This window comes from Candidatus Protochlamydia naegleriophila (assembly GCF_001499655.1).
Lineage (GTDB): Bacteria > Chlamydiota > Chlamydiia > Chlamydiales > Parachlamydiaceae > Protochlamydia > Protochlamydia naegleriophila.
In genome coordinates, this window is the sequence record NZ_LN879502.1 from 2161320 (window position 1) to 2181836 (window position 20517).

Here is a 20517-nt window from a genome sequence, read left to right on the forward strand (position 1 = left end):
TGAAGCCTTGTTTCTCAATTTCCCAAATCCATCTAACTTTTGAAGTTCAATATTGTCTAATTGATTTTTAAAAACCTTAACAATTGTATCATCAAGATATGAAAGATGACAATTCCAATAGTTATCTGAAATCTGCTTCTTCTTAGGATTATTTTTTTAAAGGTATCAACAAGATCCATGAGTTTGTGTCTTAAGAGGTGGCTAAGTTCCCAATAAGTCGCATACGTAGCTCAACCATTAATGCAGTCCTTGCTGCTGAATATTATTTATATTGCTAATCATGGCTCCAATATCGCCAATTCTCATTCCTGAATTTGTCATTAAAAACCTAATTTCTATAAAAGTTATCGATATGATAACTTGTTCAGAATTAATAAATTAATACTGATTTTTGTCGTAATTTAGCATTTGTTGATGTCGAATGCTAATGCCTGTTGATGATCACTTAAAATATTATATATTGCAAACGATCTATATAAGAAGGCTTATATAGACACTTTTTTTAAATTTTTACCTAATGACTTTATGAAAGGTTTTGGAAAAATTAGTAAAGTGAACAATCCTCCTTAAGACGAAAATTGTTGCACCTCACGTTTAGCTAACAAAGAAGGGTAGTAAGTTAATAAAATCTTATGCTCAAAGCAAGTAGATAAATTTAGAGAGCTGTGGAACAGCTCCCTATTTTGAACCTAAGATAACTTGAATAGTTTTTAAGCCAAACAAAAATATCCTCTATCAAAAGAAAGAATTAATTTTTTCAATAACAGTTTCCATGCTTTCTGGTAGATCAAGTTCTTTGGCTACCTCTCCAAGACCTTGAAGATGAGTAACTCAAAATTGATGAAGAACCCTAATACATGAGGCTGGCTCAAAATGAATTTTTCAACACAGCCGTGTGAGCCGTGTGATATCAAACATTGAGTAGCCAGATTTTAGCATTAAGTGATGTTGCATAAATAACCCAAATTAAATAAGGGATTAGCAAGATAGCTGCTAAGCGGCGCACAGACCACGCACTAAAGATGGTTAAAATAATCAATAAAGATAAGAGAAGAATATCTATCAATCCTAGGACAGGACTCTTCAAAGAAAAAAACAGAAATGACCAGAGTAAATTTAGCGTAAGTTGGGTTCCGTAAAACATTAAAGCAATAGTCCTCCGTGAAGAATATTCTGCTGTAAATATCAGCCAGCCAGAAATCGCTATCATCAAATAGAGAATGGTCCAAATAGGACCAAAAAGCCACCCTGGAGGAGTCCATGAAGGCTTAATTAATGAGGGATACCACGTTGACACACTTAGATTTGTCCAGTAACTAGCCCCGATCTCAACTGCCAGGCAAAGAATAATAAAAACGAATAATGAAGTTTTTGCATATTTTTGTTTCACTTAACATTCCTTATTTTTTATAGCTGTTCCCTTTCTTCATGTTTCCAAACGACGAAGTAAATTTTATTTAACTGCCTGCTAAAGCGTTTGCCATTTTCTGAAAGATAAAGAAATGAAAAGGAACGAGAGCATACCAATATAAACGTCCTAAAATACCTTTAGGGCGAAAAGTAGCTGTTTGAATAAGAAACCACTTCTCACCTTCTTGTTTCGTATAAAATTCAAGCCAAGCCTCCCCCGGGAGTTTCATACCAGCATATAGAATTAAATTACCTTTATCTTTATCAGCAACAATTACCCTCCAAAAATCTATCGAATCTCCGACTTGTAATTCAAAAGGATGTCTTCTCCCTCTATTTAAGCCTACGCCTCCAATCATTCGATCAAAAAACCCCCGCAAATGCCAAGCCCAATTCATAGCCCAGTAACCATTACTTCCCCCAATTCGCCAAATCCTCTCGATAGCAGCTACTTTTGAATCCTTGATTATGACTTTTTTTTCATCTTTTAGACAGCCTTCAACTGGAACCTGAATATAATTTTCAATATCCGGATTAGTGTCTCGAATTTCCCATGAATCCATCCAACTTGAAACAACTTCATTTTGCGAAATCTTTTGAAAAGCTAATTCCAGGGCTTCAAGGAATGTTAAACAAAGATGAGGAATGGTTTCTTTTATTTGATCCTTTTGGACAACAGTGCTTGTTTTCATACTTTCTACTAAGTAAGCACAAAGCGAGTAGCGAACCGACGTAATAAAAACCAACCAGTAACTGGATAAGCGAGGGGTAAGGACCGGAACATTTATTATCCATCTTTTAAGATTTCGAAATTCCGAGTACTTCAACATTACACCCTTAAATGTAAAAACTTCAGGACCACCAATGTCAAAAGTCTTATTCATGCATTTTTCATTGAGAAGCACCCTAGAAAGATAAAAAAGGACATCCCCTATTGCAATAGGCTGACATAAGGAGTTAACCCATTTTGGAGCAATCATTATGGGTAATTTTTCGCACAAATCCCTAATAATTTCGAAAGATGCACTGCCTGCCCCAATAATGATGCTGGCACGTAAAACTGTATAAGGAATCCCGCTGTCCTTAAGTGTTTCTTCCACTAATAGTCTTGATTTGAGATGAGGGGATAGCTTTTTTTCATCATTAACAATTCCTCCTAGATAAATAATTTGCTTAATGTGTGAATGTTTCACACCTAGTAGGAATTGGTCTACTACTTGCTTTTCCGTATCGACTAAATTACCGACAATATCCGACATAGAATGCACAAGATAATAAGCAGCATCAATATCAATGGGAATTTCTTTTAAAGTTTCAGGATTTCTTAAGTCTCCCCAAATATAGTGTAGATTGGACTGGTCTTCAGTAAAAACTTTAGTGCCTTTAATGCGGCACAAAGCGTAAATTTGATGCCCTTGATTCAAGAGGTCAACAATAAGTCTTTTCCCTACAAATCCATTTGCTCCGGTTATTAAAATCTTTGCCATAGATGCATCCCTATTTCTCTCTTGATTTCATTGCGACGTAAAATTCTTATTGACGCTTTGCCATTAGATGTACAAAGCCCACGTAACTTGAATAGTTTTTTAGGCCAAACAAAAAATATTCTATCAAAAGAAATAATTAATTTTTTTAATAACAGTTTCTATGCTTTCTGGTAGCTCAAGTTCTTTAGCTACATCGCCAAACCCTTGAAGATGCGCAGTCCAAAGTCGTTGGAGAGCTAGATGACCTGACTCATCAAACTGTATGGGTTTTAGCATTGTTCCCCGATTTTCAAATGTCTTTTGGACATTTTCAGATAGTTTTTTAGAAGTTTGCAAGCCTTTATCACGTAAAAGTAAAAGCAAATCATGAAAATCCTTCATACGGCTATTTCTAGAACCCTTTGAAAGCACGATCTCTAGTTTTTCTGCAAAAATTGTTTCGATAGGATAGACTAAAAGAGAAATTGATTCCTCAAAAAATAGCTTTCCACGATATTCAAAAAGCTTAATTTCTAGATTCTCTGGTTCTACCACATCTCCAACGCCAATATCCACATGGATTTTATCTTTCATCTTGGCAAAAGAGGCTTTGAAAAGTGTGCGATATCCAGGATATTCCATATGTGGTTGAGAAAGTAATTCTATGCTTTCAAAGGAAAAGGTGAATCCATCGTTTAATGATATCGATACAATATCTTCGAAAACTTCTTGAAGCCCTTTTACCTCGGCATTCATGCGCGTTAAAAGAAAATCAAGATCTACTGTTTCCCTGCCTATTTTCATCATGTAAGAAAGCAGAAATCCGCCTTTGAATATGAACTTATCGATGTGAGATGACCTCGCTAGTCTTGCTAGAAATCTTTCTAGAAGAAGTTGTTTCCAGCAAGCGTTGAAAGGGATTTCCTTTTCTTTGGCAATGGTTTGAAGTCTATCTTTGAGGGCTTGTTCATTTATCATGTGGTTAAACTTAGTGAATATAGTGAAATGTCGAATTGAAGCTTTTTAGCATATGCTTCAAGCTTTATTAGATCGATGCAGTTTTTTCCGCCTTGTCCTATGGCTGACTTCAAAGCTTTAATAGCAGTTTCTCGACTGAGGAGACGAAAAGCGTCTATAATTGTGCGCTCCCGATCAAAAATTGGAATACGCGTTCCTTCTAATTCGATTTCAATTTTGCCTAAATTAAGGTCACGAAAGCGAACGATTTTAATTTGACGGTTACTTCGAGCCGAAGTTCCATGCCGAATCCCAATCCAATGTTATCGTAATTCATCAATGACAGCCTCTACAAGAGGGACGCTGCGTGGCGTGCCATTCTTCGTTTCTTTGAGATGAGCGAGCTTGTTGTCAAAATCAATTTGATTCCATGTTAGGCTTAAAATTTCGCCTTGTCTCATTCCAGTTGTAAACGCCAAAAGAACAATGCAATATAAATAACCATTGCGGCTTTGACGACAAGCCGCCATTAAGCGCTGCACTTCTTCTTGAGTTAAGACGCGATCTCTTCCAGGGTTTTCCTTAAGCTTAATCAAATTAAAACAGGGGTTATCATCAATCCAACGAAGCTGCCTACAGGCATAGCTCAAGACTGACGACAAGGTCGCCATGTAGCGATTGACGGTCGCAGAGGAGCGTTTTTCTCCTCTATTAGTCGGCGTCTCTATTAACAATAGCCTTTCTTTACCCAGTCGCTCGGGCGTCAAGTGGACAAGAGCGTAATTGCCTAAGCGTTCGCGCCAATAATTTAAATGACGAAGGGAATCCTTAGCTGAGCGGTGATGTTCAAGAGCACCATTGTTGATGAAATGATCGACAAGCTCAGAAAAAGTATGCTGATTCTTATGCTTGCTAAAATTGAACTGTCCTTGCTTGATCTGTCTTTCTACATCGATTGCCCAGTCGTCAGCTTCTTGCTTACGAGCAAAATGGTTGCAGACAGTCGGATAGCCCTTAACACGAATGACAGCGCGCCAATGCGTCGTCCCGTCTTTATTTTTGCGTTTAAATATAGACGCCATGTGCTCAAACCTTTGATTATGTTGGGTTCGAGCGGTTGGATGGTGTGCGTTAAGATTGTTTTTTACTGCACCGTCATTGCACCGCAATGACAAATTTTAACTTGAATATTGTTATTCATTCAAGCTAATTCGTGCTCATAAGTGCTTAGAAAAGAGTGGGGCAAGTAGGATTTGAACCTACGACCAGCGGGTTATGAGTCCGCTGCTCTAACCACTGAGCTATTGCCCCATAATTGAATTGTGGTACCTAATACCATACCACTTTCGCTCAACAAAAATCAACACTTTCTAGCGACGAATCTGATCGCCGCTCTTTTCCGCCTCTTCCTGACTCTCAAGTGTCTTCAGATAGTACTGTGCAAGATCTCTCTTCAATTGAATCAAAGCCGGACGATAAATGTACATCATGTGCCCCGCATCATAATAGGTCATCGTCACATGACCCGGAAAAGAAGGATCCAATCCCAAATGATTAAAAGTATACTCCGTCGCAAAAAAAGGAGTCGCCAAATCATAGTATCCATTAGCCACAAATACCCGCATGTAAGGATTTTTCGTCATTACACTGCGCAAATTCTCAGCCACATTTAAATATTGATTCCCATTCCCATACTTCCAAGGCTGGACATTCGTCAATATTTTGTAGTGCGTGTCTTTCTCCCACTTAAGGTCTGTCCGAACATAGTGATTAAAAGTGGCTGTAAAGGCCCCAAAGATGGCATCTGCACTGGGATCATACTCAAAATACTCCCCTACGGCATCGATATCGATTCCCTGAAAACGACTGTCAAAACGACCAACGGTGCGCCGTTGGGTGCGTAAGAGCTCTTTTGCATAGCGCATCATATCGATGCGCAAGTTGCTGCGCTCAATGTAATCAGGAGTCAAACCTGTAAAGCGCGCCAGTTTCTGAACCATGTTTTTGCGCTGCTCCGAAGTCAGCAAGTCACCCTTAAAAAGGGCTGTCGAATAGTCATCGGTTACAAAATCGCGTGCCTGCTTGAGCACTTCATCCAAAGATGCATTCTGCAAATCGGCAGGAAGCTTTTTATGGTACCAGGCTGTCGCCGTATAACTTGGCAAAAAGAGTAGATAAGAAAGATCATTGCCAACGCTAAAGTCGATGGATTGAAAATTGAGTACCGAAGAGACCAGAACAAGGCCATTGACATTCACATAATATTGGTCGTGTAAGTATCCAGCAAGACCTGCCGCCCGCGTCGTGCCATAGCTTTCCCCTGCAATAAACTTTGGCGACTCCCACCGATTGTAGCGGGTAATATAGAGCCTGATAAACTCTGCAACCGATTTTATGTCTTCTTCGACGCCATGGTAGTCTTTTGCCGTATCAGCCGGAATGGCCCGGCTATATCCAGTCGAGACAGGATCGATAAAAACCAAATCGGTCACATCCAAGATCGAAAATTCATTATCAACAAGGTGATAAGGAGGCAAAGCGTCACCGTTATCAGTCAAGGCTACTCTTTTGGGTCCAAAGGTGCCCATATGAAGCCAAACAGAGGAAGAGCCAGGCCCCCCATTAAAGCAAAAGGTTACAGGCCTTTGGCTTAAATCATCGACCCCATCTTTAGTATAACTGATGAAAAATAGACTGGCTTTGGGATCGCACTTATCGTCTTTTAGAAGCAATGTACCGGCAATGGCTTTATAGGAGATTGACTTTCCATCAACCACAACCTCATGCGCTGTTTCGGAAAAAACCTCTTGAACCGCACACTTAGACTCTGTCTCGACTTTCGTCTCTGCTTTTTTCTCTTCTGCACCAGTCAAAGGCATAAGCCAGAGACTTAAACAGGATAATAAGTAGCCTAGTTTTGTTCGCATTCCCTCTCTCAACTCCCATGTAAGCTTGTTCTCTAAAGTCTTTATCGAAATCAGTCTATTGCAATGCTTTTTCTTTTGCCAGCTTCTCTACGCCAAAATGAGTCGAAAAATGACCTCCTTCCTTCCTACTGCACAAAATTTGTTTTCATTTTTTTTTATAACACTTTAAAATTAGGATTTTAGATACATACTTAACTCATTTATGGATGCCAATGATCGTTAATTTAATCACTATCCGTTCTTTCAATTTCTCTTCATCCAGCATGGCCCGCCCTCTTTTGACAAATAGAGTGGCTGTGATCGCCTCGCTCGCAATCGCAGTTTTCACCTGCTCAGCTTACTGGATTTATCAAAAAATTGCCCAGCGCCGCCTTGCAACAAGAGAGCTCCAACTCGATACTGAGCAAAGGACAATAGAAGCTGCTGGACGCTATTTCCCAGTTAAAGGGCAATTTGACCCAAGCTATCTCGATTTTTCTCACAAGCGACTGGAAAGGGAATGGCATGCCCTAGAGCCTTTATTAAGGAGTGAGAGAGGCTGGGATAATCCCATTCTTATCACCAAATTTTCTGCTTTGATGGAGCAAGCAAGAGAAGAGATTGACCTCATCTTTCATCAAGTGGATGAATTGACTGAGGATCATCCTGAGAAGGCAGCGACTATGGCAAGGATGCTGGCCGATCAAGGGACGACTTACAACTTTTGCTATAAGTACTTTCGCTGCAGCTTGACTCAATTTTATCATTTAGCGAGGGGGCGCGTTCACATTCAAAATAACCGCTACCGCCTTCCCCAAACCGTCACGGAAGAGGCCAAAGCCTCCTTTTACACCCCTGGAACGCCTCAATATCGCTGGAGAGAAATCTACAATCAGTTTTGTGCCAAGCTCGACCACTATCAGATGAAAGAGGCTATGAGGCGCAAAGATGGGCGTTTTGTCAATTGGGCGGAACCCGATCTTGTACCCACAGCCCCATTCTTGCCATTCCCCGATACTACTCCAACTTAAGCGGGAGCTTCTTTTGGAGTTGATCCAGTGAAATGTTTGTCAAACAGAGCCGCTTATGGCGGCTTGTTTCGCCTTGAATGAGTTGAATATGAGATTTGCCAATGTCTAGCAGATCAGCCAAAAAACGGACTAATTCGGCATTCGCCTGCCCTTTATCTGGCACGGCGGCCAATCGGACTTTTAATTCTTCGCCTTCCCACCCAGCAATTTGTGAACGTGAGGCCTTGGGGATGACCTTGACTTTAAGTACAATGCCTTGATTTGTCTGTTGAAACATTTCCCCCCATGAGCTATGAATAAAAGAAAAAAGACAATGACGATGGCATCCAATAAAACAGCCCTTCTTACTTGCGCATCTCTTCTCACCTGCGGGGCAATCGCAAATCTCGCCCGGCTGTTTTGGAATATTCCCCTATCGATTGGAAGCTTATATCTTCCTGGTTGGACAGGAGCCATTGCTTTTGTCTTATTGGGATTATTGGCCGCCTGGTCGTTTAGAGAGATTTACGCTTTTGATCGGCTAATAAATCTTTTATATCGGCAAAAGATACCAGTGTCGCCCCCGCCTTCTGCATCAGCTGAAGAGCCTTCTGAGAATCGTGAGGTTGAAGATTCACCCCTCGACACGCATCCACAATCACATAAGGATTAAACCCCAGCTGAACGGCATCCAATACCGTGTGCTTGACGCAGTAATCGGTGGCAAGGCCTGCGATGTAGAGCTCCTTCACACTTTTTTCTCTTAAGTAATTTTCCAGTCCCGTCGACTTGCGATGGCCATTATCAAAAAATGTGCTGTAGCTATCAATCAGTGCGTCGGTTCCCTTATAAATGATTTTGTCGATCTTTGTGTGATCCCAACCCGGCGCAAGGTCGGATCCGCGCGTTCCCTGCACGCAATGCACGGGCCATAAGATCTGATCGATTCCTGCTAAATTCACATGTTCCCCCACCTTCTTACCATAGTTGCTCGCAAAGCTTCCATGGTCCGAAGGGTGCCAATCTTTAGTGGCGATGATGAGATCAAAGGGATAGTGCAACAATTCGTTGATTAAAGGAATGATTTCATTGCCATGATTAACCGCTAAGGATCCACCTGGAACGAAATCATTTTGAATATCAACTAATAGAAGAGCTCTCATCGTTAGAAACCCATATGTTAATTTGTCGCAGGAATAGAAGCCAGATGGCGCACCTGCTTAATCAATTGAATCTTCATGTCGTAAAGATTCTTTTCCATCCCCACAAAATAGACGTGAGGATTGAGAAAACGCTTGATCCCCACATGGAAATGCTTAAGCTCTTGCTGGGTATGCTTCCTTATGTCCTGCAAGCTTGGAAGGTCGTAGATGCATTCGCCGTCCCTAAAAATAGGCACTAGCAAGTCCTTACTATGGGTTCCTCTCTTGAGCTGACGCTCTTTGGTTGGATCTAAAGGATCTACCATGCGGCTCCCCTCTTTAAGAGGCATTTGCATGTCGTAGATAACATCAGCCACATTTTCCTTATCTGAATAAATGCGTTTGACTTGCAAAATACCCGGATTGGAGACTTTTAACATTTGCTCGGACAGCTTTAGCTTATATTTCCATGCCTGGCCTTGATCGCGAATTGCAGATAGCTTATAAACCCCGTCAAGAGCCGGTTGATCTTTCGCCGTCACGAGGTTGGTTCCAACGCCCCACACATTGATTTGAGCCCCCTGCCTCTTTAGCTCGCTAATGATCGTCTCATCCAGTTCGTTGCTTGCCACAATCACAGCGTCGTTAAAGCCGGCTTGATTGAGCAATTCACGGCTTTTAATGCTTAAATCGGCCAAATCACCTGAATCTAAGCGGATACCAAGCATTTTTTTGCCTTGACTTTTCAACCAGACTCCTACTTCAATCGCCTTTTTGACACCTTCAAGGGTATCGTAAGTATCTACTAAAAAGACGCAATTATCTGGCATGGCTTCAGCATACGACTTGAAAGCCTCTAATTCATCATCAAATACCATGATCCAACTATGCGAATGGGTTCCTCTGACCGGAATTCCGAAGAGTTTACCTGCAAGCACGTTGGAGGTTGAATCGCATCCACCAATATAAGCAGCACGGCTCGCTGTCAAGGCACCGTCGATTCCTTGAGCCCTTCGCATTCCAAACTCAAGCACCGAATCATCTTTGGCAGCCAAGCAGATTCTAGCCGCTTTAGTCGCGATCAGAGTCGGAAAATTGATTAAATTGAGAAGCGGGGTTTCTAAGATCTGACACTCGATTAATGGACCCTGAATGCGCAAAATTGGCTCATAGGGGAATACGGCAGTACCTTCTGGAACAGCATCCACCTGCCCGGTAAACTTCAATGTCGATAAGTAATCTAAAAAAGCAGGCGGAAAATGGGGCTTGCCGTCAGCCCCTTGCAATTGCTCTAAATAAGCCAAGTCGGATGCATCAAAATGAAATTTCTCCAAAAAGTCGACAACGGCCTCAAGCCCTGCCGCAATGGTAAAGCCTCCCTGGAAAGGAGCTCTGCGAAAAAACAGGTGAAAAACGGATTCTTTTTTGTTTAAACCCATTTTCCAATAGCCATAAGACATGGTGAGTTGATAAAGATCTGTCAGCAAAGCAAGCGACTGATCGTAGAGGTGAGGAATAGAAGGATTAGAATGAACCATGCGCTATTGACCATTTCCTTGTTTTAACAATGCTGCTTTGCGGCGCTCTAAATGATCAATGTGTGCTTTTAGCTGCCGCTCTTGCTCTTTTAAGTCTTTAATTTCTTGAACTTCACGGCTATAGGCCTGCCAATCGGCAATCATGTATCCTTGTCCCTCAACTTCGTCATTAAGCTCTTTCACTTGCATCTCGTGCATTTTTTTCTTAAGAATCGTTAACTTTTGTTCAATCTCGCCCAATTGCTGCGACGTCTGTTGAGAAACGGAATCCTGCGCCCCTCCCATCATTGGCAAAAGAAGTGTCATGAATCCAATCCATTTATATTGCACGTTGCTCTCCTTTTTAAACTGATAAGTGAACTTGCCTTTAAACGGATTTAAAACCAATTTCATCCATTTAAATCCCAAGCCTTGAAACGGCCGAAAACCAATTTTTCAGATGCGTTGCGTAGATCTACAATACTTTATTTAGAATTCGATGTGAAGCGTCTCATTCCCCCACCTCAAAAATTAAGCTCTTCTTCTCTTTTTGCCTATTTTTGCTTTTCTCAAACCCAAAAAACACTGAGTCGCATATAATGGGACCATTGTGCCAGATTAGGAGGAACGTTATGCGCAGAAGTTTTGCTTTCATGATCTTTTTGCTCTGTTGGATGTTACCGGGAATCTCCCCCTTAGAAGCGGATGGACTCGTGCTGCGAGAAAATCTCAAGCGCGCTCAACCAGGAGATTACCTTGTCATCTCTTCCAGTAAAACCGATACCTTGATGCACATTTATGACAAACAAAACAATATTCTCACCATTGAAGAAATTGCTGTTCCTCAGGGACGCCGCTCCAATAAGATAGGCTGGAAAGAGTGGGTCGGACAAAATGCACCGGGAAATACTTCGTGGGTCATGTATGAAATCGACCTCCACACAGGCCAAATGCTGCGCTACTACTCTTTTTCTAAAAATGGATGGTTCGAAATCCCTGACGCCGATAACTTCTTATCCAAGCTCCTCAATCTCAAACTAGCCCAAATCCCTTTAGAGGCACGTAAGCGAGTCGGCCCCAAGCCCAATTCAGGCCCGGACTGGCGTCCCCTTTGGCAGCCCCGCATGATCGCTGAAGGACGTCCCATCAACAATGTCCAATTCGACGCCTGGCGCACTAAATGGCCGCGCGATGGAAGCGAACTATCTGGCAAAGTCATTGAAATTTACCTGCCTCAAGACAGCCAACGCTATCCCTCTTATTTCCCCTATTGGCTGCAAATCAATGGTGTCGTAGGCAAAGCCAAAATTCGCATGATTGACTCGGGCAGCAATCTCCAATCTCCCAAACCTTCCCTCTCGGCCCTGAGCTCTCATTAAAAAACTTATCAACAATTTCCCCGTTGCGGAAATTGTTGATAATTCCTCTTCTATCAACACACCTTGCATTTTTAACTATTTTATAAATAGCTAGTAATCAATCACTTACATAACAGCAAACGCGGTTGCAAGAGGAATCTTAAGCTCTCCTCCCCTCTCACCAGCTTTTATAGTCTTTTTTTTATCAACACCTTTTAAACATACTTTCCACAGAAAATGCCCCTCATTTTAAGCCTTTTACTTAAATATGGCGTACAAATGGCGTTATTTGAAAGGATTAAATAGTCAAATTCAATCTTAAATAATTTATAATTAGACATTTAATGTATTTCAAAAATTTTATGAATGAAGAGGGAAACACGTACAAATGAGATTAATTTTAGATGAAGGACTAAGTGAATCTCGAAAAACTCTTAGGAACGAAGAGCATCTATTCGATTGTCATTTGACATTCGATGGGTTATGCTCATGAAACTTTAACCTTTACCGATTATTTTTTATGTCAGAAAAATCCTATTCTCTTTCTAAAGCGCATCAGATTTTGAAAACGACTTATGATGCCTACAAACACAAAGGCAAGCAACTCTCGGCCGATCGATTAGCATTTGTAGAGTCGCGCCTAGAAGCACTTGATCAAGCGATACAACGCAAGGACCGCGAGGAGGTCAATAAGCTAGCCAGTGAAGTAGAAGCGTTCGGGCAAACTCATTTTAAAAAGAGCTCCTGGGACTACATAAAAGAAGTTGTCCTTGCCATTATGGTGGCCTTGTTGATAGCAATTGTTGTGCGTCAAATGTGGTTTGAGCTTTATGAGATTCCAACTGGCTCGATGCGTCCGACCTTCAAAGAGCAGGATCATTTGACTGTTACCAAAACGACCTTTGGCCTCAATATTCCTTTAGAGACTGCCCATTTTTACTTTAATCCAAACCTGGTTCAGCGCACAAGCGTTGTCATCTGGTCTGGAGATGGAGTCCCTCACCTCGATTCGGACTCGACCTTTATGAAAATTTTTCCCTATACCAAACGCTATATCAAGCGCTGCATGGGAAAGCCAGGCGATACGCTCTATTTCTACGGGGGAAAGATTTTCGGGATGGACAAAGATGGCAACGATTTGGTCGAGCTCCGCAACAGCCCCCATTTAATCAAGCTCGATCATGTTCCCTTCACCAATTTTGAAGGACGCCGCTCTTACGTTCAAGATCCTCAAACTAAAAGGGTCTCGCAAGCACTTTTCCATCATTTCAACCAATTTGCAGGCCGCTACCGCTTCATGCACAATGCCATTAATGCAGAAGTATTTAACGGAAAAGAGTGGATTAAAGACAATCCTATAGCGCAAAGAAAAGCGCATGACAAGATCCAGACCTATAGTGACTTATGGGGCATTCGCAATACAGCCGTTGCTCGCCTCCTAACCAAAGAGCAGGTTGAAAAACTGACTCCTTTCTCGGTTGATGAAATGGAAGAGGGAAAGCTCTACTTAGAGCTGCGCCACACACCAAGCTTAGCCTATCCTCAGCCAGTTCTTTCAGAATACTTTGGAGCCGCTATCATGGGCTATTCAACCGTCATTCCTTTACAAGAGCACCATTTGAAAGCCTTGATGGATAGTATGTACACATGCCGTTTTCACGTTCAAAATGGCAAGGCATTCTCTTACCGCCTAGATTCAGACCGCGGACCATCTCAAATAAGCCCCTCATTTCCTCAAGTTCCCAATGGAACTTACGAATTTTACTACGGCCAGGCTCTCAGTATTGGCTTTGGGGGCATCGCGACGGCTCTGCCTCAGGATCATCCGCTTTATAGCCATCAACCGAGCCATATTCAGCAGTTATTCAATGTCGGCATTGAAATGAATACGCAAATTGAGCCCCGAAGCCGCAATCAGCCCTTTTTCCCCAATCGGTATGTCTATTTCCGTGATGGTGATTTGTATGCCATGGGAGGCAAGTTAATGGACAAGGCCGATCCCTATTTGGAAAGTTTCCATAAGCGTGAACAGCAGCGCGAAAAGGTATCGACCGAACAACATCCCTATGTTGCCTTCAAAGATTATGGAGCACCCTTAAAAGAAACTGGCGAACTCGACAAAGAATTCCTGCGTACGTTTGGCTTCACCATTCCAGAGGGACACTATCTCATGCTAGGAGACAACCATGCTATGAGCCAAGATAGCCGCTCTTTTGGACCTGTGCCCCAATCAAATTTGCAGGGCTCCCCTTCTTTGATCATCTGGCCGCCTGGCGAGCGATGGGGCATTCCAAATCAAAAGCCTTACCCTTTACTAACGGTTCCAAGAGTCATTGTATGGAGCATTGTGGCCTTAATTGGTTTGCTTTGGTGGCTCATTCGTAATCACAACAGAACAAAGCCAGTTTTCAAGAAAATTGATTTCTAAACTGCACTCAATGCCTTTCAGACAACATTTCTTGGATTGATTCTTATGCCCAGGCTAAAAGCCTGGGCTCTTAAAGCTCGACGCTTTTTATGTTCAACCGATTTATCAGGAATGCAGCCAATCAGTCGCTCTCCGAGCTTTCATTATTTTTTTATAACGCGCAGAAAGTCTTTTCTGCAGGCATCGGAAAAGGCTGGCAAGAGACGTGTAAAACGCATATGGAAGCCAAAAAGAGCAGAACAGGCTCAAGAGTAGAAAAGTTAGAAGGCATTGCCTAATACAACGCCTTCTAAACTTGTAAAAATGAAGGATCCAAGCCCTTAAGAGGTAAGCTCAGATGGGCGATTGAAGCACTTAAAGCTATTCATCAAGCCCGGGGTCGATAATAGCTCCAAAGTCACCATCAAATTCTGATAAGTCTCTTCCGATAAGATAATCACCGTTCCCTCTTCTGATGAGATGCGAAATTGGCTATTATCTTGTTGAGCTAATTGGATGAGCTTCAATAGATTTTGTGACGCCTCTTCAGCCGTAAATGTATTCATGTTTCCTCTTTTAGATTCGATCGTGATACGTAAAAACTAAGCTCGACTGATTGCAATCGTTGTCGGCTCTCCATTTAAATCCCATTCTGTTCCTTCGCAGGAACCAAATTGTACCTCAACCGCGAGGACTTCATGGCAAATATAATCCTTATAGCGGGCAAAGCATGCCATAACCCTCCCTGTGGTCTGCATGGAGATTTTGATCCGGTCGGTAACGGAAAAATCAGCTTCGCGGCGCATCGTGTTGACTTTATTGACAATTTCTCTTGCTAATCCTTCCAAAAGTAATTCTTCATTGAGCTTTGTATCTAATGCAATAGTAATTGTCCCTTGGTTAGCAGCAATGATGCCTTCATGAACGGCTCTTTCAACCTGTACATCTTCTGTCGTCAATGTAACAGGATGTCCTTCTAAGTGGATGACCACTGGACGATTATTGAGCAGCTCGGTCAATTCTTTCTGGTCAAACTTCTCAATGGCTTTTTGAGCCAATGGCATGAGTTTGCCAACTTTTTTACCCAAATACCGAAAGTTGGGTTTAGCCTTCAGGCTCACAAAATCTTGCTCGTTAGAGCTGAAAGTCACCTGCTTAACATTGAGCTCATCAGCTATGAGATGCTGCTGGTCTTGCAAAAAGTCTAGAACGCGTGGGTCAGCGGACGCCAAATGAGCCGCAGCAAGCGGCTGACGCACCTTCAGCTTATGCTCTTTCCTCAATCCATGGCCAAGACTTGCTGTGATTTGCACAGCAGCCATTTCAGCCTCTAACTTTTCGCGGCGACTGGCTTCTTCGTAAGCTGGGAAGTCGCACAAATGAACAGATTCTGGCATATCGCTCGTAGACAAGTTTTGATAAATCGCATCGCTGATAAACGGAACATAAGGCGCTGCAATTTTGGCAAGCGTTATCAAAACATGATACAGTGTTTCAAAAGCTTGAGTACGATCTGGCGTTTCCTGGTCTTCCCAGAAGCGGCGGCGCGAGCGGCGGATATACCAATTCGTCAACTGATCGATAAAATCTACAAAAGGCTCTACAGCACGTGCAAGGTCATAGTTATCCATGCCTTGTTCAACTTCGAGAGTCAGCTTATTCAATAAGGAGATGATCCATTGATCGATCGCCTGCTCAGGCTCTTGTCTAACCCCTGTCGGCTTCCAATTGTAGATGCGAGCATAGGTGATAAAGAAGGTATAGGCATTCCAAAGCGGAAGCAAAATTTGGCGCAAGACCAGTTCTACGCCGCTCTTCGAAAACGATAAATCGTCTGCTTTAACCGCAGGACTATGCAGCATGTACAAGCGGATCGCATCAGCACCATACTGCTGAATGACTTCCGTCGGATCAGGATAGTTCTTGAGGCGTTTCGACATTTTAGCGCCATTTTCCGCAAGGATCAATCCATTGACGATCACGTTTTTCATGGCAGGCTGGTCGAATAAAGCTGCTGACAAGACTGTCAGAGTATAAAACCATCCTCTTGTCTGATCCAGACCTTCGGCGATAAAATCGGCAGGGAAATTTTGATCAAATAATTCCCTGTTTTCAAATGGATAGTGGTTTTGGGCATAAGGCATCGAACCCGATTCGAACCAGCAATCGAAAACTTCTGGTATGCGCTTAAATACTTTTCCATTCTTCTCGAAAGACAACTCATCGATAAAGTGGCGGTGCAGGTCGTTCAGCTTCGTTTTGGTCAGCTCTTCCAGCTCTTGGATGCTTCCGATCACATGGATTTCCCCGTCGGCTGCGCGCCAAAGCGGGATAGGCGTTCCCCAGTAGCGATTGCGGCTGATCGCCCAGTCTCTTGCCCCTTCCAGCCACTTTCCAAAACGTCCATATTGAATGTGCTCTGGAGTCCAGTGTATTTGACTGTTGGCAGCAAGCAGGCGATCTTTAATTTGCTCGACGGCGACAAACCACGTGCGCACTGTCTTATAGATGAGCGGTGTATCGGAGCGTGGGCAGAAAGGATAACGGTGGCGGCAAGTTCCGTGATGGATCACTTTTCCATTTTGCTTGAGGCGTTTGATGATCTCTTTGTCTGCATCTTTAACAAACAATCCTCTGTATTCAGGGATCTCATCAGTAAACTGTCCATTGTTATCAACTGGGCAAACAGGATCGATGCCGACTTTTTGGCAAGCATAAAAGTCTACCTCTCCAAACGCCGGAGCAGTCTGGACAATTCCTGTTCCATCTTCGACCGACACCGAGTCATCCAACAAGATGCGGAAAGCCCCTGCATGTGCACGATCGTTAAAGTAATCGAACAATGGAATATAGTGCTGCCCTTCCAACTCGAGACCCGGGAAGGTACGAACAATTGTATACTCCTCAACGTCTTTGTAATAGCCATTCAATCGCTCGGAAGCCAGAATAAAATGGCGTTTGGAGGCGTGATCGACAACTTCGACATACTCGATCATAGGCCCTACCATCAAAGCCAGGTTGGAGACAAGCGTCCATGGGGTCGTGGTCCAAGCCAGGAAAAATGTGTTGGCATCATCGCGCGATTGGAAAGCGACGGTCAAAGAAGGGTCATCGACATCCTTATAGTTTTCAGAAGCCTCGAAATTTGAAAGAGGCGTGCCCAATTTAGCCGAAAAAGGCATAACTTTAAGCCCTTCATAAACCAAGCCTTTTTCAAAAAGCTGTTTAAAGACCCACCAAACCGTCTCCATAAAAGGAAGGTCCATTGTTCGATAGGTTTGATTGAAGTCTACCCATCGGCCCATGCGATTGACAGTCGTTTTCCACTCTTCAGTATAGCGCAAAACAATGCTGCGGCATTCTTCATTAAAGCGGGCGATGCCGAATTCTTCGATTGATTTGGCACCCGACAGACCGAAGGTCTTTTCGATCTCATTTTCGACTGGCAAACCATGGCAGTCCCATCCAAATCGTCTAGGCGCACAAAATCCTTTCATCGTCTTGTAACGCAAGACGACATCTTTAATGGTTCCAGCTAGGATGTGGCCATAATGAGGCAAGCCCGTTGCAAATGGAGGGCCGTCATAAAAAGTAAACAAAGGGCTTTCACGGCGATTTTCAACTGACTTTTCAAATAAACGCCCATCTTGCCAAAATTTTAGGACTCTCTTTTCTCTTTCGTCAAAGGACTCTTGAGGAACTTCTTCGAACATAATGCTCTCTTTTTATTAATTCACATCTAACTATAATGACTCATTTTTCGGCTGAAATGGGTAATTTTCAGCCAATGTATTTAACCTTTTTCATACAGGGCTAAAGATTTGCATGCTTTTGCTTGATTTAGAAAGATCAATCGCTGCCGGTGCTGGAACATGCAAAAACATCTAAAGCTTGATGTCGTACACACTAAAACCCGTTAATGAAAAAGAACATGCTTTCATTTTTTTTGAGCTTGCGCGCAGTGTTATTTTTCCAATGCGTTAGAGTTTACTCATTTTTATGCTTTAAGTCTATTGGCCTTTTCGAGATGAAACAGACGAAAATGTAGAGAGGACTTTTGCGGGGCCACTCAATCTATTTCTATCGTTAATTTAAAATATTTATTTAAACCCAATTCTATACATAAAAATGAAGTAAAAAGTGAAATTATCTTGAAGCATTAGCCTAAATAGCGGAAGTGAATCTGATGATGGAAATCGGAATTCCTCTCTGAATTTAAGTCAAATTGGAGGAATTTTCTGTATACAAATTCAATCAGCAAAAATATAATCCGGGCTTGTTCTTCAATAAATTGGCATACCCATTTTAACGCGTAACAGATTTTATGACTCAAATTCCTGTTCCGTTTTCTTTGCACAACTCTTTGCGAAAAGCACCACCCACTCCTTTTTTAATGCCAGATCCTCTTATTCCCCCTTTTTGGCAAGGACGAAAAGTCGAGGTCGAACTTTACAATACAGACGGCGAAGTTGAAAGGGTACGCGCCTATACCCTCAATCCATATCAACACACGTGGTTGCAATGCATTCTTTTGTGGATTAAAGAACGTCTATTTGGTCGCATGACTGTGATGGTCAAAGTTGAAGGGGAAAATGGACTGTTGCATATGAGAATCGATGAGATCAGCCGTGTTTTTAATCAGCCTAAAAAAGAGCTGCGGTCTCAAATGAACACCTTGTTAGAGGCCACTCACTATCTAAAGCAGCGGCAATTGACCTTTGCACTAGACAAAATCGGGCGAATTGCGCAAGAACAAGGTATTAAGCTAGAAGATGAAGACAAGGAGAAAATTAAGGCCGTGGCGGATCACGTGCCTTTTGAAAATCTCACCAAAATATTGAGTTTAAAAGAGTTTGATCAAGCACGCATCATTGCCACATTGATTAAAATGGGAGACATTTATAAGCGCAACCTGACTCTATCGACGAGTCGACGGGAAAAAGGCTTTCGCTATGCTTTTGACATCGAACAGGACAATGTCTATTTGTCCAAAGTCGAAAGAGGATCGCAAACGACGATCAACCTGTTCGACTTCACCTTCCAGCAAAAGCAGCTCGAACCCAATGAATTACACCTTCATCTAACCGGTTCAGAAACTCCTCCTCCAACCCTCATGTCAAATTTAAGACAGTTGACACAGCAGATCGTTGATCCTTACAGCTTAGAGCGCAAAGCTGTCTTTGATGAGCTCAATTTGCTAGCCAAAACGTGTCAAATCCAGTTAATGAGCAAACAAGCATTTGAAACGCTCACTCGCCGCGTCCATCCCGAAAATCTTTTAATCGCACTCAACCAGCAACGAAATAAGCTTGCTAAGCAAACTTTGCTCAATACCTTCAATGCCATTGGAAACCAGCTCCATTCAAAACCGCGTGTATTTTCCCGCCGTCATGTTGTTTACATCAAAAAGCAAAAAAATTCAGACGGAAGCACCCTAACACATGCCTTTGCAATTAACAAAAAAGAAATCTTCGTCAATCTCGATAAATTCGCAGAAGGAACTTATAAAATTGTTTCCGATGCTCTTTTATTAAATAATCTCAACCTTCCCATGGTACGCATCAAGTTTAAAAATAATACCGCGAGCTCCCAGCAGCAATTCAGAGACGAAGATCATTTATTGCGCGAACTTCATCGCTCTCGCAATCCCTATCTGGTTCTGCCCTACCACTGCCGGCTCATGAGCCATTCTCCCACTGCCAATAGTCAATTGATTGTTTTTCAGTGCAATCACGGCGTAAAGGGAGAAAATCTGATGGACGCCTTTGCCAATCACCTCCTCAATGCCTTAAAAGAGGTCGGCCTAGGATTAGATTTTCTCCATAAAACTGGTTATATCCATGGGGACGTCAAACCCGACAACTTCTTAATTGAAGGGGACCTGCATGGCGTAGACCCAGTTAAAGCCAAAATCACCGATTTTGGTATGACCGTTAAAAAAGGAGAGTTCATTACTGGAGGCACTCCCTTTTATCTCCCTAGCAAAGCCTTGGTCGCAGGATCGAATGGAGAGATGCGTCCATGTGAGGCCGACGAAAATATTGATTGGTTTGCATTTGGCACCACCATTTTACAGCTGTTGAGTCGAAAACGAGTTGAAGCAATCGGATGCTTAGCTCTTCTATCGGCTGATGAAAAAAAGTTCTATATCCAAGAGGTGCGCAACCTCATTCTTCAGCAACACGAACCCAACTCGCTTGAAAGCTGCGTTCGCTTAAGATTGTTAGACTTAGCCTCAAACATTATAGGAAATGAAAAGGAATCTTTAGTGCACCTTCAAATCCCTTTGCAACTGCAGGAATTGCAAAACTATTTTTATCTTTCTTCTTGATTTCCATTTATAA

16 protein-coding genes and 1 tRNA gene are annotated in these 20517 nt (G+C 42.4%); 5 read left to right on the plus strand and 12 right to left on the minus strand.

The genetic code is table 11. From position 1 onward, the window contains the following. Positions 1 to 910: 910 nt before the first annotated feature. The 6 genes from PNK_RS09115 to PNK_RS09140 all read right to left on the minus strand — a co-directional run bounded on the left by PNK_RS09115 (position 911) and on the right by PNK_RS09140 (position 6760). On the minus strand, positions 911 to 1390 hold the full coding sequence (locus tag PNK_RS09115) for a TspO/MBR family protein (protein WP_059061633.1): 480 nt from the start codon (positions 1388 to 1390) through the stop codon (positions 911 to 913). Positions 1391 to 1457: 67 nt separating this feature from the next. Next, entirely contained in the window at positions 1458 to 2897 is a 1440-nt protein-coding gene (locus PNK_RS09120; protein ID WP_059061635.1) for an SDR family oxidoreductase, read from the minus strand. Between the two features lie 123 nt (positions 2898 to 3020). After that, positions 3021 to 3854: a nucleotidyl transferase AbiEii/AbiGii toxin family protein gene (locus tag PNK_RS09125; protein WP_231909241.1), complete on the minus strand. Its 834-nt coding sequence runs from the start codon at positions 3852 to 3854 to the stop codon at positions 3021 to 3023. 302 nt (positions 3855 to 4156) lie between these two features. Beyond that, positions 4157 to 4915: a tyrosine-type recombinase/integrase gene (locus PNK_RS09130; RefSeq protein ID WP_059061637.1), complete on the minus strand. Its 759-nt coding sequence runs from the start codon at positions 4913 to 4915 to the stop codon at positions 4157 to 4159. 156 nt (positions 4916 to 5071) lie between these two features. Continuing rightward, positions 5072 to 5144 (minus strand) — tRNA-Ile (locus tag PNK_RS09135). A 59-nt stretch (positions 5145 to 5203) separates the two neighbouring features. Continuing rightward, positions 5204 to 6760: a S10 family peptidase gene (locus PNK_RS09140; protein WP_079992890.1), complete on the minus strand. Its 1557-nt coding sequence runs from the start codon at positions 6758 to 6760 to the stop codon at positions 5204 to 5206. 212 nt (positions 6761 to 6972) lie between these two features. Between PNK_RS09140 and PNK_RS09145 the strand changes: the two genes are divergently transcribed. Continuing rightward, on the plus strand, positions 6973 to 7770 hold the full coding sequence (locus tag PNK_RS09145; protein WP_059061640.1) for a hypothetical protein: 798 nt from the start codon (positions 6973 to 6975) through the stop codon (positions 7768 to 7770). Here PNK_RS09145 and PNK_RS09150 read toward each other — a convergent pair. The 4 genes from PNK_RS09150 to PNK_RS09165 all read right to left on the minus strand — a co-directional run bounded on the left by PNK_RS09150 (position 7757) and on the right by PNK_RS09165 (position 10759). Next, positions 7757 to 8047, minus strand: a complete 291-nt coding sequence (locus tag PNK_RS09150) for a DUF167 domain-containing protein (protein WP_032124007.1) — start codon at positions 8045 to 8047, stop codon at positions 7757 to 7759. The two genes, PNK_RS09145 and PNK_RS09150, sit on opposite strands and share 14 nt — an antisense overlap. Before the next feature lie 217 nt (positions 8048 to 8264). Next, positions 8265 to 8912, minus strand: a complete 648-nt coding sequence (gene pncA, locus PNK_RS09155) for a bifunctional nicotinamidase/pyrazinamidase (protein ID WP_059061642.1) — start codon at positions 8910 to 8912, stop codon at positions 8265 to 8267. 17 nt (positions 8913 to 8929) lie between these two features. Continuing rightward, positions 8930 to 10429, minus strand: coding sequence for a nicotinate phosphoribosyltransferase (locus PNK_RS09160; RefSeq protein WP_059061644.1), 1500 nt, complete (start codon positions 10427 to 10429; stop codon positions 8930 to 8932). Between the two features lie 3 nt (positions 10430 to 10432). Continuing rightward, positions 10433 to 10759: a hypothetical protein gene (locus tag PNK_RS09165; RefSeq protein WP_158021773.1), complete on the minus strand. Its 327-nt coding sequence runs from the start codon at positions 10757 to 10759 to the stop codon at positions 10433 to 10435. A 281-nt stretch (positions 10760 to 11040) separates the two neighbouring features. On the opposite strand from PNK_RS09165, the gene PNK_RS09170 reads away from it, so the two are divergent. The 3 genes from PNK_RS09170 (at position 11041) to PNK_RS09180 (ending at position 14472) form a co-directional block, all read left to right on the plus strand. Continuing rightward, entirely contained in the window at positions 11041 to 11787 is a 747-nt protein-coding gene (locus PNK_RS09170; RefSeq protein WP_197560208.1) for a hypothetical protein, read from the plus strand. A gap of 499 nt (positions 11788 to 12286) precedes the next feature. Then, positions 12287 to 14194, plus strand: a complete 1908-nt coding sequence (gene lepB / locus PNK_RS09175) for a signal peptidase I (RefSeq protein WP_158021774.1) — start codon at positions 12287 to 12289, stop codon at positions 14192 to 14194. A gap of 89 nt (positions 14195 to 14283) precedes the next feature. Then, entirely contained in the window at positions 14284 to 14472 is a 189-nt protein-coding gene (locus PNK_RS09180; protein ID WP_059061650.1) for a hypothetical protein, read from the plus strand. A 42-nt stretch (positions 14473 to 14514) separates the two neighbouring features. On the opposite strand, the gene PNK_RS09185 is transcribed toward PNK_RS09180, so the two are convergent. Both PNK_RS09185 and ileS read right to left on the minus strand, forming a co-directional pair. Further along, positions 14515 to 14739 carry a type II toxin-antitoxin system Phd/YefM family antitoxin gene (locus PNK_RS09185; RefSeq protein WP_059061652.1) on the minus strand — a complete coding sequence of 75 codons (225 nt, stop codon included), beginning with the start codon at positions 14737 to 14739 and terminating at the stop codon, positions 14515 to 14517. Between the two features lie 36 nt (positions 14740 to 14775). Continuing rightward, positions 14776 to 17886 (minus strand): isoleucine--tRNA ligase, encoded by a 3111-nt coding sequence (gene ileS / locus PNK_RS09190; protein WP_059061655.1) that lies wholly within the window; start codon positions 17884 to 17886, stop codon positions 14776 to 14778. A 611-nt stretch (positions 17887 to 18497) separates the two neighbouring features. On the opposite strand from ileS, the gene PNK_RS09195 reads away from it, so the two are divergent. Beyond that, positions 18498 to 20504: a protein kinase domain-containing protein gene (locus PNK_RS09195; protein WP_059061657.1), complete on the plus strand. Its 2007-nt coding sequence runs from the start codon at positions 18498 to 18500 to the stop codon at positions 20502 to 20504. The last annotated feature ends 13 nt before the right edge of the window (positions 20505 to 20517 follow it).